Raw genomic sequence first — 13,296 nt, forward strand, 5'->3', positions numbered from 1 at the left:
CTTCAGTTGATCGCCACCGTCTGGCCGGAGAGCGTCATGCTCCCGGTCGCCTTCACCGTCGTGCTCTGGCTCGACTTGATCTCGACGGTCTGCGCGTCGATCGACACCTTCCCCGACGGCGCGGACAACACGATGTCGCCGCTGGAGCAGGTGATCTCGATCTTCGCGCCGGAGACGTCGATCACGATCTTGTGGTTGCCGTCCTTGCCGACGATCTCCACGCGTTCCTTGCCGTCCGTGTCGTCGAACTTGAGCAGGTGCCCCGACCGCGACTGCAGGAATCGCCAGTTGTTGTCGGTGCGCTTGCCGTCGTCCTTCGGCGGCGGATCGGGCTTGCTCCACAGCGAACCCACGATGTACGGCGCGCGCGGATCGCCATGTTCGAAGGCGACCAGCACTTCGTCGTCGCGCTCGGGCCGCAGGAACAACCCGCGCCCCTTGCCGCCGAACGGCGTCGCGATGCGGGCCCAGTTGCTCACCTCGTCGTTGAGGTGCGGGAAGCGCACGCGCACGCGGCCGAGGTCTTCCTGGTCGTCCAAGTCGTCCACGATGCCGATCACGATGCCGTTCTCGCGTTCCATCACAGCTCCTCGCGGCGGCATTCGAACTGCGTGGTGTAACCGCTGTCGCCGATGGCGTGCGTCGTTGAGACGACGAAGTAGCGCCCGCTGAAACGTTCGCCCAATCCGTCGATCTCGAGCACGGTGCCGCTGCGGATGTCGGGCAGGCCCGGCACGGACCCGTTGGCCTTGACCATCTCCTTCGCGATGCCTTCGAGGATCTGCTTCGCCAGTTGCTGCGCTTCGGCCTGGCTCTCCACGGGCTTGGTCGCGACGATCTCGGCCTTCTGTTCGACCGACTTGTCGATCGCCGCCTGTCCGCCGCGTTCGCCCACGCCTTGCGTGACCAGGTCGGCGCGCGTGGCCGTGTAGTTGATCGCTTCCTTCTTGACGCGATCCCATCCGCGCACGGTGACCTTGCCGACCTGGTTGGCGGTGGTGAGCTCGGGCTGGAACTCGACCAGCGACTTGCCGTACGTCAGGCGATACGTCGGTTGGTGCACCGTCGTGGAGGGTCGGTAGACGAGCGTCGTCTTGCCCGGGTCCGACGCATCGCCTTCCTTGACGAAGATGTCGAAGCCCGCGCGTCGCGCGCGCTCCATCATGAAAATGATGTCGTACTTGTTGTCCTGGACCAGGTACTCGAACGTCGGCAGGTTGGTCGCGCTGGAGGTATCGACCTCGACGTTCAGGCGCCCGGCGATCTGCTGCGCGATGTCGCTGTCGGTCATGCTGGTGTACGTGCGCGACTCCTGCTGCGTGCGGAAGCGGTGCAGGATGTTCAGCCCGCTTACCGCGAGCGTCGAGGCACCGCCGGCGGGGAAGGCCGGGCGCAGCGAGGTGATCTCGCCCTTCAGCATGGTGCGCAGTGCGCCCTGGTAGCCCATGCTCAACTCCACGCGCTTGCCGGGGTTGAACAGGTCCAGGTCGCTGTACTTGAACTCGCGCTTGTCCGCGTCCCAGTTGTTGATCGTGATCTCGAAGCTGTCGATCTCCTGCAGGCTGTCCTTGTAGGAGACAGAGAGGATGTCGCGGATGACGTCGCGCCCCGTCGGCCGGCCGTCGAGCTTCACCTCGAAGGCCGGCACGTAGAAGTCCTGTCCTTCATAGATCGGGATCGCGCTCATCGTCGCGTCCCCGCAGGTTGTGCGAGCACGTCGACCGCCGGGATCTCCAGTTCCAGCCCGGGGGGCAGGCGGCGCAGGCTCGGCAAGCGTTCGCGATTGCGGTCCGCGATGACGCGCCACATCGCTGCATCGCCGTACTCCTCGTACGCGATGCTCGCGAGCGTGTCGCGGTCCTTCACCACGCGGCCCTTCGAATGGTCGGCCGATTGCAGGTTCAACTCCTGCAGTTGCTCCTCGAGCGTCTTGTATTCCTTGAACGACACCGTCAGCGTCGCGCGCACCGGGATTCCGGCCGGATTGAACAGCGTGAACTTCTGCTGCACGTTGTCGACGATGGCGCGGAACGACAGCCCCATGCCCCAGATGAAGGTGATGCGCGGCGGCGCATGCGATTTGGGCTGGATGCGTCCGAGCGATGCGACCAGGTCGGTCATCAGGCGCACGTCCAGGACCTTCGCCAGGCTGCTGCCGAGCCGCGTGGTGTCGAAGAACAGCTCCAGCGCGAGCGTGCGCGTCTGGCCGCGCACGAATTGCAGGATCGGCGCGTCGATGCCCGGGATCGCGATCTCCGCGATCTGCGCCGCCTTCGCGATGGTGTATTCGGGCGGGTTGAACTGCACCGGGATCACGGGCGGCAACGTCTGGCCGCGATCGCGCGCATCGACTTCGATGATGGCCGGGACCAGCATGTCATCTGCCCGCTTCGAAGGGCTTCGCGGCCTGCGTCGTCAGCGCCGTCGCGGCGCGCGCGCGCATGGCCTCGCGCGCGCGGTCCTCGAGCTTGCTGATGACCAGCGCGACGAGTTTCTCGCACTGGGCCTGCGTGAGCGCCAGCTCGCCGGTCTGCACCGACACGTCGCTCGTCATCTTTTCGATATGCACCTGCACCCGTCACCTCCGACGCGTGAAGCCCTGATGCGCCACTTCCATCGTTTCGATCGCAAGGTTGTTCTGGCCCGCGCCCAGCTCGGGCCCGAGCCACTTGACCGGGAAAGCATCGACCAGCTGGAACTCGAGCACGTCGTTCGCGCCGGACGGGTCGTGGACATAGATGGAGCAGTTGCGCGCCTTGAAGTCGCCGTCGGCGATGGCGCGATACCAGTCCCACAACACCTTGTTGACGATGCCGCGCTTGAAGGTCACGTTGCCTTGCTTCGAGCGCCCCGGCAGCTTCCAGGTGTGCGTGTTCAGTCCGCCCTCGGCGTACTCCTGCACTTCGACCTCCGACTGCAGGCCCGTGCAATCGCTGAAACCGCCCGGCGGCAGGTCGTCGAACTGCACCGTGAAGCGGAACGCAGTGGCCGGATCGAGGCGGGCGCCGGTCTCAGACATCCTGCGCCCCCTGTGCTTCGATCCGGACGCCGTTGTCGCGCGTGACGCCGATGCGCACGATCACGAATTCGGCAGGCCGCGGGGGACGCAACCCGAGTTCGCACATGACGCGCCCCGCGTCGGTCTGCTCGCGCGGATTGGTGGTCGCGTCGCAGCGGACGAAGTAGGCCTCCTCGGGCGTCGCGCCATCGAGCATGCCTGCGCGATACAGCCGTTCCAGGAAACCGCGCACCGCGCGGTCGATGTCGCGCCACAGGCGCGGGCTGTCGGGCTCGAACGCCAGCCATTGCATCTGTTCGTCGAGCGCCTCGCCGATCATCGCGAACAGGCGGCGCACGCCGATGTAACGCCAGCTCGGGTCGTCGTCGAGCGTGCGCGCCCCGAGGACGCGGATGCCGCGCCCGGGAATGGCGCGGATGGCGTTGATATGCGCGTCGTTGAGGCGCGCGTGCGCGTCGTCGTCGATCGCCTCCTGCAGGTCCCACACGCCTTCCAGCACTTCGTTGGCGGGCGCCTTGTGTACGCCGCGCCGCCGGTCGGTGCGCGCGAGCATCCCGGCGACATGCCCCGACGGCGGAATGACGCGCACGTTGCCGTCGATACGCAATGCATCGTCGACCATGACCCACGGGTGGTACACCGCGGCGTAGCTCGTGCGCGGCAGCGCGGTTTGCGTCGGGGAGCCCGGCGCCACGTATCGCATCGCTTGGGTCTGGTTCGTCCGCGGCAGATCGAGCAGCGCGATGCGATCGCGTTGCTCCAGGCAGCGGGCGAGCAACGCGATCTGCGCGTCGCGCACGATCTCGGGCTTGAAACCCGGGACGGGTGCGCCCACCAGGTCTGGCGCGGCGACGAAGGAAATGCCATCGATGCGCGAGAGCGCGTCCATTCCCCAAACGCGCTTGTTGTCCGGGTCGTTGGATGCATCGCCAGAGAAATGCGCCGGGCGGAGCGATACGATGCCGTCGTCGCCGCCGGCGAGATCGATGCCGGCGCCGAGGACTTCCAACGGCTCGTCCGCGGACGGCTCGATCCGGCGCACGAGGGTCTCCTGCGCCAGGGTTGGCATTGCATCGAACGCCAGCACTTGCGGTGGCCGTCCCTCGGCGGTCGCCGACAGGCCGATCACCGCATCGCGTTCCCATATCGGCGCGATGCGCACCGAGTTGCCCCAGCAGCCGTCGCTGGTCGCTTCCAGCGCGATCGCCTTGCCGTCGGGCAACCGCAACGCGATGCGCGCGCGCTTCGCCTTGGCGGGATCGGCGACGCGCACGACCCAGCACGTGCGCCCGCCGTTGGCGAAGAACCCCTCCACCGCGTACGCGAGATACCCCTGCGCGATGTGCGCGCCGAAGGTCGTGACGAACTGCCGCATGCTTTCGACCTTGCACGCCTCGTGCAGCGGCCCGCGCTCGGCGATGCCGATGAAGCCCGCGACATCGGTGCGCGCCAGGTCGAGCGCCTGCGGGTTGGCATCGAGCCATTCGACGTAGACGCCGGGTGCGCGGGAGCGGGAGAGGAGGGCGGCCATGGCGCCTGGATCACGTCTGCAGGGCCAGGCCTTCGACGCAGATCTCGAACTCCTCGATCGCGATCTCGTTGTTCTTCGCGTTCAACGCCGGCCCCGCCCATTTCGAAGGCCAGCCTTCGCTGAACTCCCAGGTGAGCGCCGGCTGGCGCGCTTCGTTGAGCAGTGTGATCGTGCCGCCCTTGCGCACGGTCTTGCCGTCCATGACCGTCTTGCGCCAGGCGTAGAGGTCCTTGCCGTCGGGCGTGTATCCGCGCTTGAGGCTGATGTTGGTGTACTTGCGCTTGCCGGGGATCTTGCGGACGGTGATGTCCTCGTTTCCCTCGCGGTACTCGATGATGTCGGTCTCGGTCGCGAGCCCGCCCACCTCCGAGAACCCGGCGCGCATGTTCTCGACCGTGATGATGAAATTGAACGACGCCAGGGGGTCGTTGCGGCTACCGGATGCAGGCATGGCACGTGCTCCTTAGGCTTCGGCGTCCAGCGTCTTTTGCGAGATGCGGAAGATGACGAACTCGGCGGGTTTGACCGGCGCGATGCCGATGACGCAGATCAGTCGACCATTGTCGAAATCGTCCTGCGTCATGGTTGTGCGATCGCACTTGACGAAGAAGGCTTCTTCCTGCGTCGTGCCCATGAGTGCGCCGTTGCGCCACACGGTGCGCAGGAAGTTGGTGATCGAGGTGCGGATCGCGATCCATGTCGGTTCGGAGTTCGGCTCGAACACCGACCATTGCGTTCCGCGGTCGATGCTTTGCTCGACGAAAATGAATAAACGACGGACGTTGATGTATTTCCACATCGCATCGGACGTCATCGTGCGCGCGCCCCACACGCGGATGTCGCGGCCGTCGGAACGGAAATCGCGGATCACGTTCACGCCGCGCGGGTTGAGCAGGTCGTGTTCCTGCTTGTTGAGCGTGTGCGACAGCGGTTTGCGGCCGCCGTTGAGGTCGCGCGCCAGGATCCCGCGCACGACTTCGTTGGCGGGCGCCTTGTGCACGCCGCGCTCGACGTCGGTGCGCGCGTAGATGCCGGTGATGTGGCCGGTGGCGGGGATGAGCTTCGTGCCGTCCGGCGTGTGGCTGGCGACGACGCGCACCCACGGGTAGTAGAAGGCGCCGAACGTGCTGTCGCGCAACGGGCGGATCTGCGGGATGTTGGGATTGCCGTTCATCACCTGGTCGCTGAGGATCGCGAAGCGGTCCTTCATCGCATCGCACGCATCCTGCAGGTCGGCCCCGAGCTGGCCCATGCCGGGCGCGACTTCATCCGGGATCGCCATCAGCGAGATCTCGCGGATCGCCTTGAGGCCGGCGAGGCCGACCTTCGCTTCCGGATCGACCGTCGCCGCATCCAGGTAGTCGTTGGGCGTCGCCGCGACGTACGTGCCGTTCTGCAGTTGGAGATTCGGGAAGGCCGCGGGCGTCGGCGGCCCGGGGCACGCGACCACTTCGATCAGCCGCGAGCCGCCGTTGATCACGGTGATCGCATAGTTCGACTGCGTCTGGTCGCCGGAGAGGTTGTCGAAGTCTTCGAGGACGTCGGGCTCGCGGCGATTGGGATTCGCCAGTTGCGTCACGTCGGTGGGATCGACGAACGGCGCCGGGATCGCGTCGCGGTAATACAGGACCTGGAGGCGGAACCAGCTCGCCGCCGGCGAGCCCGCCGCGGCGAATTGCGCCGCGGAGGCCTGCTTGATCGCGATGAGGATGTTGTTGCCCCACGCGCCCTTGCCGTTCGCGCGCACGGTGGTGGGGCCGGGCGCGCCGGGCACGTCGAGCGCGGCGGCGACCGACGCGGTGCCGATCACGCGCGCGACGAACAAACGTTGCCCGCCGTTCTCGAAGAACCCGCGCGCCGCATAGGGCAGGAAACAATTCGATGCATTCAACGGGGGCTGGTCGATGTACCCACCGAACCAGCGTTGATAGTCCTGCCAGCTGGTGACCAGGCGCGGCCGCTGGGGCCCGCGTTCGGTCTCCCCGACGAATCCGGCGGTGCTGGTGCTGACGCCTTCGATCGGCCGTGGGCCGCTGCTGACTTCTTCGACGTATACGCCTGGGGCGAGATACTCGGGCATCGCCGCTCTCCTGGATCAGGGAATGTGGAACGTGGGAACCACGACGACGGCTTCCGGCTGCAGCGCGATCGCGGCGACTGTCGCGGTCGCGCCGGCCGGCGTTGTCGCGGTCACGGTGAGGTTCGGCACCGCGACCTGGTTGAGGTCGAAATAGAGGAACCACGTGCCGTCCGCGCGCGACTTCGACCGACGCGCGTTGACGGAAGTACTGATGACGGCGCCCGCCACCGGCGTGCCGCCGCGGCCAAGCACCTGGCCGCGCAAGGCGGTGTTCTTCAGGGCGGTCTCGCTGCCCAGGCGCACGTTGCGTTGTCGCACGACGGCGCCGCCGGGGTAGGCGATGCGCACGGAGATCGGCTTGATGACGGGCTGCGAGGCGATCTCCGGCGTGTTGTCGAAATAGCGGCGATCCGGCAGGACCAGCGCCCACTCGCCACGTGCATCGGTGTCCGCGACGAGGAACGGCCAATCGCCGATCGCGGGCAACGCCGCCGGCGCGAGGAAGGGCGGGCCAATGTTGAGTGCTTCGACGCGAATGCCCGGCAGCGGCGTTCCGTCGGCACCGAGCGCACTGCCGCGCAGCAACGTCGGGCCCAGGTCGAAACGGCTGGTCGTGACATCCGGCAACGGATAGGCGGGGCCGGGCAGCAGCGTGACGCTGCCGGCGTCGTTCGCTTGCGGCTGCGGCACGTCGATGCGGCGCACGCCTTCGGGCGGCGGCCAGATCAGCGCGAGTTCCGCGTCCTGGTAATAATCGCCGCGCACGCGCACCCGATACGTTCCCGGACCGAGCGGCCACCGGCGCGCAGGCTCTGCGCTGTCGACGTACGTGCCGTCCAGCACGAGGTAGCCGGAGCGATTGCGGAACGCGTGCAACACGCGCGGCGGATCGAACGTGCGCGCCGCGGGCGCCGTGGCCGCGGTGATTTCGCAGCGGATCTCGCCCAGCGGCGGCGGGAACTGCCCGTCGGTGCGCAGGGCGCGCGCGAGCGCGTCCAGCACGCTCAACGCCATCAGCGGCGCCGGTTTGAAATGCTCGATCACGGTCGCGGTGTTCATCGTGCGGCTCACGCGGCCATGTCGCCGAACCGGGATTCGCGATCGCCGATGCGACCAGTCTGCTGCACGCGCTGGGACTCGATGCGCGCGGCACGGACTTCGTAGCAGACCGACAATCGATACGGTTGCTGCATCGCTTCCCACACCTTCGCCAACTCCTCGATCGTGCGGGAGGCCAGGCTGACGTGCAGTTCCTCCGCCTGCTGGGGCGCATGCAGGCTCGGCATCGTGAGGACGCCCTGGTCGTGGAAGATCTGCAACGCGCGGCCGAGCACTTGCTGATCGCCGACGTCGCTGCCGGTGGACGGCGTCAGCAGGTACTGGAGGTTGATCGCCAGCGGCGGATACGCCTCCGCGGTGTCGTCGCCGGCTTCGCGCTTGCGCACGGGCGGCGCATTGCGCAGGTGTTCGTTCGCGGTGACCTGGTACAGCCACAACGACATCTGGCGGACGACGTTCGCGCCGAGCGGTTGCGCCGGATTGGACAACACGATGTTGTCCTTCGCCGTCACCAGCTGGCTGGTCGTCGTGTCCTGCGTCAACCCGAGCCACAGCGTGTGGCGCAGGAACTCGCTGACTTCGCCGATGATCATGTGGCTCATGGCCCGCCGTCTCCGCCGTCGGGGTCGTCGTCGCGCCCGAACCGGTCCGCGTGCCGCAACAGGCCGACGCCGAGTTGGCGGAACAGTTCGCGTGCGTTGACGGGGTTGGCGATCACGCGCAGGTAGACGGGCGTCATGCCGTTCTCCTTCTCGTGACCGCAGTCGACCTTGAATTCGAAGGCGTTGTGGCCGATGCGGAAGCGATCGGCATACCACTCCCCGGCGAGGTCAGCATCGTCATGGCCTGTGTTGGCGTCTTCATCTGCCACTCCCGTCGCTCCGCGCTGCGTCTGTTCAGGGGCACTTGGACATCGGGCCGCAGCAGTCCCGTGCCTTGATTTCCTTCAGGATCCACTCGCGCCGCAGCGTTTCGGCCTCCGTCGCGGCCGCCGCCAGCTCCTCGGCGCGCTTCTTCGCTTCGCTCAGCTCGATCGCGCCGATCTTCTGCGCGCTCTCGGCATCGTTGAGCGCGACGACCCAGTGCTCGTAGGCGGTCGTGTAACAGGCGGGCGACCAGCAATCGAGGAACGTGGCGATGTTGATGTTCTCGACGTAGCAGACCTCGCTCTGTCCTTCGGTGCGCGCCGAACGCAGCAGCGCCTCCATTTCGCGGAGGTAGAACCAGGCTTCGCACTGATCCTTCGACGGATCGGCGAGTTGCAGGAGCTTCTTCAGGTCCTCCCGCTGCGCCGTGACCTGCGCTTGCAGCTTGGTCTTGAAGTAGTCGGCCCACTGCTGCGCCCAGTCGAGATCGCGCTGCAGCCGCGCCTGGCGCTTGTCGAGGCGCACCACTTCGGCGTTCTGCGCATCGCGCGCGTCCTGCGCTTTCTTCACGCGCGCCTCGACCGACGCGATGGCCTTGGCGATGCACTGCTTCTGCTTGTCGGTGAGGCCCAGTTGGCAGCGGATCGTCGGAATCGAACACTCGATGCTGCTGCGCTGCACTTCGGTGGCGCGATAGAACTCGGTGTACGTCGCGGTCGCCGCCGGTTGCGATTCGATCATTTTTTCCAAGGCCGCGATGCGTGCCGTGACGTCGGCGAGCTTCGCCTTGAGCGGCTCGAATTTCTGTAGTTCGCGCGAGCCGCGTTCGGCGCTCTTGCGCAACGATTCGAGCTGTTCCGCAGGCGTTCCCGGCTTTTGCGGTTCGCCTTGTTGGCTGGTGTCACCGCTGCATGGATCGGGGGGCGGCGGTTCGCACGGCTCCGGCTCCTCCGGCGGCGGTTCGGGTTCTTCGCACGTCGGTTCCGGCGGCGGGCATGGGCGCTCGGGCGGTTCCGGACACGGCTTGGGTTCCGGGCAGGGAGGATCCTGATCGCTCGGTTCCTCCGGTTCGGGACAGGGTTTGGGCTCGGGCTTTTCGCCGCACGGTGGGTCCTTCGGGTGCGACTGTTCCTGCGGCGACTGACTTTGCGGGTTCATGTCTCCAATGCCTCGCTGTGAAATGCACGGGACCGGCTTGCGCGTCGTGGGCACAGGCGTGTGCATGAAGCGGGCCAAGTGCGACGCGCGATTCGCAAGTGATACGAAACGCAGGCGTGGCAACGGTTGCAGCCGATGCGACGCGCGATCGTGCGAATGCGCGCGCGTGGCGATGTGACGCACGGATGTGACGCGGCAGTGCGCGCGTGCGGTCGCGCAGTGCGCGAATTGCAGGTGCGCGGTGCGAAATCCGGCGTGTCGCGCGCATGTCACGCGGGATGTGACACGCGTTGCATGTCACGGCCTGTGGCCGCTTGCAACAGGGGCGGTCGTTTCCATCGATGGAGACGAGATCGGTGCGGTCTCGTCGAGCGCGCGCACAGCGGCGGGATGACAGCTGATCAATTCCGTCAAGCGCATTCGTAGCAGGATTTCAGCCTGCTGAGCACCCCCGGAGGCTTGGCCGAAGGGGTTCCCTTCGGGGAGGTTCCACACGTGCTGTTGGTGGTGCAGCATCCGATCGCCGACTTGCGTCCGTTCCTCGGCGCCGACAGTGGCGCGCTCGGGCGACCTGCATGGCCCGTTCCCGATCCGCAGCACGACTACATCCGCGGCACCGGCCGCGTGCGCCGCAGGATGCGCGGCGGCATCGACGATTGGGCCGGCGAGGATCTGTATGGCGATGCCTCGCGCGCCATCCGTTTCGGGGACCGCCTCGGCGAGCAGACCTTCGACATCCATGGCGAGCAGGCGCGCGTGCGCACGTCATTCCGCCGGTTCCTCTCGAGCGGCACCGTGGGGCGTTTCGAAATCGGATTGGGATTGGACACCGGCTCGCACGATCACCTGGCCGTGGCCACGCGACTCGCGCAATTGCCAGTGCAGTTGCGTTCGGGCCAGCAGATCAAGTTGATCGACGCAGGCACCAGGCTCGCCGCGCAACTGCTCGACGCCACGACGCGACATGCCGCGCCAGGCAGCCCGCAAGGCAATGCTGCAACGGGACAAGCGAAACCTTCCGGCGCGCAACGATGGTGGATGGCGGCCGGCAATCCCGTGATCGTCCTGGAGTTCCAACCGGGCGAGGGCGCGTCGGTCATGCCGGACGCCGCGCAACCCGTCGAGGTGGGCCTGGCCGGCGTCAAACTCTGGCATGCATGGATCGGCCTGGGCGGTGCGCTGCACGGGACGTGGCTCATCGAACGCGGCAACGACGAACGCACCGTGCGCCGGCTCCGCATCAATCTCAGCCGCCTGCATGCCGAGCGCGAATGTTTGCGCATCGTGCTGCAGACGATGGGCAACGGCCAACGCCTTGCCATCACGCAGGCCAATTCCGACGGCGTGCAGACGTATTTGAACGAAGCCGTCCACGGGCTCCAGAAACGCCAGCGATTCGGGATCGCGCAGTCGCCGATCCTCGAAGCCTCGATGGATGCCTACGGCATCGCGATCGCCGGGCAGTCGGCATCGCTCGACACGATGCGCCGGCAGGTGAAGGACAAGGTGGACGCTTACATTCGACGACAGGAGGCGAAGATCGTGCAGAACATCCACAACGGCGATGTCATCCAGAACACCACGACGGTCGGCAACCTGGGCCAGGGGGCGGTCGTCAACGTCGTCACCGCGAAGGAGATCGAGAACGCGTTCAACAACGCATTCAAGATGGTCAGGGAGGCGGACGGCGCGACGCAGGACAGGAAGGACAAGCTGGACGCGCTGATCAAGCAAGTGCAGGAACTCGTGCCGCAGTTGCCCGAGGAGACGAAGGCGCAGGCGCTCTCCGACATGGAGACGCTCACCCGGGAAGCCACATCGGCCAAGCCCCGCAGGAAGATGCTGGAAGTGTCGGGCGAAGGCTTGATCGAGGCAGCGAAGACCGTGGCGAAGATGGTGCCGTCCATCACCGCGGCGGTGGCGGGCTTGCTCACCCTGTTCGCGTAGGCGCACTTCCGGCCGCGCGCGTCGACAACTGGTCGAGATTCCCGAGCATCGCTTCGAGTTCGGCGAGCTCGACCACGCGATGCTGCGCGTCTCCGGCCAGGAAGGCGCCCTGATCGACGACCAGCAGCCCGATCACGGTGGCGTCGCCGAAACGCGATACGCCCCGGATCCATTCGAGCTTCGCGTCCAGGTTGCGATGGAAGCCCTTGCTGTCGTCGGGCCCGAGCTTCGACCAGACGTTGGTGAGCACGCGCCGCGAGGCGGGGCTGACGAGTACCTTGCATTCGCAGACGAGCAAAAGGCGTCGCTCGGGGTGCCAGGCGACGACGTCGATCTCCCCCGGGATGCGGGCGCGATGCGCATGGTCGATCGGTTCCGGATCGTCGCCGGTGTGCCACGCGTGTCGTGTCGTCAGCGAACCCGCGGTGAACCCTGCCTTGCGGAACAAGGCGCATACCTCGTCCTCGAAGCGCCTGGATACATACGTCTGGAAGACGACGGGGTCGACCTTGACGTCGCCGAACCCCTGCGAGGCCATGACGGCGGACTCGATGAAGTTGTTCACCGAGTCCATCACGTTCGCGATGCCGACGCAGAAGGTGTCCTCGTCGATGCGGATCGCCGGGCGTTCTGGCCACATGTTGGCCAGCGGGCCGTCGATGCGCGATTCGTACCACGGTCGCCGCCAGAACACGTTGTGCACCACGGCTTCGACCTTGTCCCGGGGAATGTTTTCGATGCCCTCGAACGCCAGCGGGAACTCGCGGAACAAGGTGATGCCCAGGCTCGCCGCCGCCTGCGCGCCTTCCCGCGCGATGCGCATGCGCAACACGCCTTGCAGGAGCATGAAGCGGACGTAGAGCCCCAGCCAGAAATCGAGCGATCCGATCGCCTCGAACAACGTGCCCCGGAACACGGGCATCGAACGCGGTGATGCGCCGCGAAGCACTTCGATCACGGCGCGCTGGAATTCCTGAAATCGGCCCCAGACGACTTGCTGGGATTGCGCGAGGGTGCGTTGGTTCGTTCCGCGGCCCTGCGTGTAGCGTTGCCATGCATGGATCAATCCAAGGTCTCGGTCGGACAGCATTTCCAGGCCGCCGGCGTGCACGACGCTCGTGCCGAATCCGAAGACATGCGCCTGGTCGGCATGCAGGTTCAGCAGCTCCCACGCGGCGATGGCCTTCACGAGTTTGCACAGGCCCGCGTCGTCGCACACGCACACGGGCGGCGAGGGCGAGCGCACGTTGTTCCAGGCCAGCGCGATCGCGGATTTCATCGCCGTGCCGAGCATCGGCAGCGACTGCGTCAGTTCCTCGTCGCCGTAGTAGTAGCGTTCGGTCGCAAGGGCCAGGCCCGGGATCGCATGGCGCGGATCGACGCCGGCCGCCGCCTCCCGCACGCGCGCGAAACACAGCGCGACCGCGGCCTCGCGTTGCGCCTGCGAGGACAAGGTAGTCAGCCCTTCGGCGTCGAGCGCGACCACCGCGTCGTCGAGGAAATCCTCGTCCGACTGGAACGTGCGGAACAGATGGGCGGAGGTCTCTTCCGCGCGTTGGTACAGCTGATCGAGCTTGTCCATGGCGACCACGCACGCGATGCCGACGCCCTGTGCAACGCCAAAATGCCGCCGCAC

General features: G+C 66.7%; 14 protein-coding genes. 1 reads left to right on the forward strand and 13 read right to left on the reverse strand.

What is annotated here, in order from left to right:
• Positions 1 to 2: 2 nt before the first annotated feature.
• Genes LF41_RS08140 through LF41_RS16740 form a run of 12 tightly spaced genes read right to left on the reverse strand, consistent with a single transcriptional unit; the run spans position 3 to position 9,398 of the window.
• Positions 3 to 581, reverse strand: a complete 579-nt coding sequence (locus LF41_RS08140; RefSeq protein ID WP_052116240.1) for a phage baseplate assembly protein V — start codon at positions 579 to 581, stop codon at positions 3 to 5.
• Positions 581 to 1,687, reverse strand: coding sequence for a phage late control D family protein (locus LF41_RS08145; protein WP_036168361.1), 1,107 nt, complete (start codon positions 1,685 to 1,687; stop codon positions 581 to 583). The genes LF41_RS08140 and LF41_RS08145 overlap by 1 nt, the downstream gene beginning before the upstream one ends.
• Positions 1,684 to 2,376: a CIS tube protein gene (locus tag LF41_RS08150; protein WP_036168363.1), complete on the reverse strand. Its 693-nt coding sequence runs from the start codon at positions 2,374 to 2,376 to the stop codon at positions 1,684 to 1,686. Before LF41_RS08150 ends, LF41_RS08145 begins: the two co-directional genes overlap by 4 nt.
• Before the next feature lies 1 nt (position 2,377).
• Positions 2,378 to 2,575: a hypothetical protein gene (locus LF41_RS08155; RefSeq protein ID WP_036168365.1), complete on the reverse strand. Its 198-nt coding sequence runs from the start codon at positions 2,573 to 2,575 to the stop codon at positions 2,378 to 2,380.
• A gap of 3 nt (positions 2,576 to 2,578) precedes the next feature.
• Complete coding sequence (locus LF41_RS08160; RefSeq protein ID WP_036168367.1) at positions 2,579 to 3,019, reverse strand: phage tail protein; 441 nt, start codon at positions 3,017 to 3,019, stop codon at positions 2,579 to 2,581.
• A complete protein-coding gene (locus tag LF41_RS08165; protein ID WP_036168369.1) occupies positions 3,012 to 4,550 on the reverse strand; it encodes a phage tail sheath family protein in 1,539 nt (512 codons plus the stop codon). Before LF41_RS08165 ends, LF41_RS08160 begins: the two co-directional genes overlap by 8 nt.
• 10 nt (positions 4,551 to 4,560) lie before the next feature.
• Positions 4,561 to 5,001 carry a phage tail protein gene (locus LF41_RS08170; RefSeq protein WP_036168371.1) on the reverse strand — a complete coding sequence of 147 codons (441 nt, stop codon included), beginning with the start codon at positions 4,999 to 5,001 and terminating at the stop codon, positions 4,561 to 4,563.
• Positions 5,002 to 5,013: 12 nt separating this feature from the next.
• The gene (locus LF41_RS08175; protein WP_036168373.1) at positions 5,014 to 6,630 is read right to left on the reverse strand and encodes a phage tail sheath family protein; all 1,617 of its coding nucleotides are present in this window, start codon (positions 6,628 to 6,630) and stop codon (positions 5,014 to 5,016) included.
• A 15-nt stretch (positions 6,631 to 6,645) separates the two neighbouring features.
• Complete coding sequence (locus tag LF41_RS08180; RefSeq protein ID WP_036168374.1) at positions 6,646 to 7,689, reverse strand: hypothetical protein; 1,044 nt, start codon at positions 7,687 to 7,689, stop codon at positions 6,646 to 6,648.
• An 8-nt stretch (positions 7,690 to 7,697) separates the two neighbouring features.
• A complete protein-coding gene (locus LF41_RS08185) occupies positions 7,698 to 8,291 on the reverse strand; it encodes a Pvc16 family protein (protein ID WP_084073465.1) in 594 nt (197 codons plus the stop codon).
• The gene (locus LF41_RS08190; RefSeq protein ID WP_036168378.1) at positions 8,288 to 8,560 is read right to left on the reverse strand and encodes a hypothetical protein; all 273 of its coding nucleotides are present in this window, start codon (positions 8,558 to 8,560) and stop codon (positions 8,288 to 8,290) included. Before LF41_RS08190 ends, LF41_RS08185 begins: the two co-directional genes overlap by 4 nt.
• Before the next feature lie 25 nt (positions 8,561 to 8,585).
• The gene (locus LF41_RS16740) at positions 8,586 to 9,398 is read right to left on the reverse strand and encodes a hypothetical protein (RefSeq protein WP_161786941.1); all 813 of its coding nucleotides are present in this window, start codon (positions 9,396 to 9,398) and stop codon (positions 8,586 to 8,588) included.
• An 810-nt stretch (positions 9,399 to 10,208) separates the two neighbouring features.
• Between LF41_RS16740 and LF41_RS08205 the strand changes: the two genes are divergently transcribed.
• Positions 10,209 to 11,660, forward strand: a complete 1,452-nt coding sequence (locus LF41_RS08205; protein ID WP_052116242.1) for a hypothetical protein — start codon at positions 10,209 to 10,211, stop codon at positions 11,658 to 11,660.
• Here LF41_RS08205 and LF41_RS08210 read toward each other — a convergent pair.
• On the reverse strand, positions 11,644 to 13,242 hold the full coding sequence (locus tag LF41_RS08210; RefSeq protein ID WP_036168382.1) for a hypothetical protein: 1,599 nt from the start codon (positions 13,240 to 13,242) through the stop codon (positions 11,644 to 11,646). The genes LF41_RS08205 and LF41_RS08210 overlap by 17 nt on opposite strands.
• Positions 13,243 to 13,296: the final 54 nt, after the last annotated feature.

Source organism: Lysobacter dokdonensis DS-58, assembly GCF_000770795.1.
GTDB classification, from domain to species: domain Bacteria; phylum Pseudomonadota; class Gammaproteobacteria; order Xanthomonadales; family Xanthomonadaceae; genus Noviluteimonas; species Noviluteimonas dokdonensis.

Coding starts and splice junctions, on each gene's coding strand:
- LF41_RS08180 (WP_036168374.1), bottom strand. CDS start 7,689: ATGAACACCGCGACCGTGATCGAGCATTTCAAACCGGCGCCGCTGATG.
- LF41_RS08210 (WP_036168382.1), bottom strand. CDS start 13,242: ATGGACAAGCTCGATCAGCTGTACCAACGCGCGGAAGAGACCTCCGCC.
- LF41_RS08160 (WP_036168367.1), bottom strand. CDS start 3,019: ATGTCTGAGACCGGCGCCCGCCTCGATCCGGCCACTGCGTTCCGCTTC.
- LF41_RS08185 (WP_084073465.1), bottom strand. CDS start 8,291: ATGAGCCACATGATCATCGGCGAAGTCAGCGAGTTCCTGCGCCACACG.
- LF41_RS08150 (WP_036168363.1), bottom strand. CDS start 2,376: ATGCTGGTCCCGGCCATCATCGAAGTCGATGCGCGCGATCGCGGCCAG.
- LF41_RS08170 (WP_036168371.1), bottom strand. CDS start 5,001: ATGCCTGCATCCGGTAGCCGCAACGACCCCCTGGCGTCGTTCAATTTC.
- LF41_RS08175 (WP_036168373.1), bottom strand. CDS start 6,630: ATGCCCGAGTATCTCGCCCCAGGCGTATACGTCGAAGAAGTCAGCAGC.
- LF41_RS08165 (WP_036168369.1), bottom strand. CDS start 4,550: ATGGCCGCCCTCCTCTCCCGCTCCCGCGCACCCGGCGTCTACGTCGAA.
- LF41_RS08140 (WP_052116240.1), bottom strand. CDS start 581: ATGGAACGCGAGAACGGCATCGTGATCGGCATCGTGGACGACTTGGAC.
- LF41_RS08145 (WP_036168361.1), bottom strand. CDS start 1,687: ATGAGCGCGATCCCGATCTATGAAGGACAGGACTTCTACGTGCCGGCC.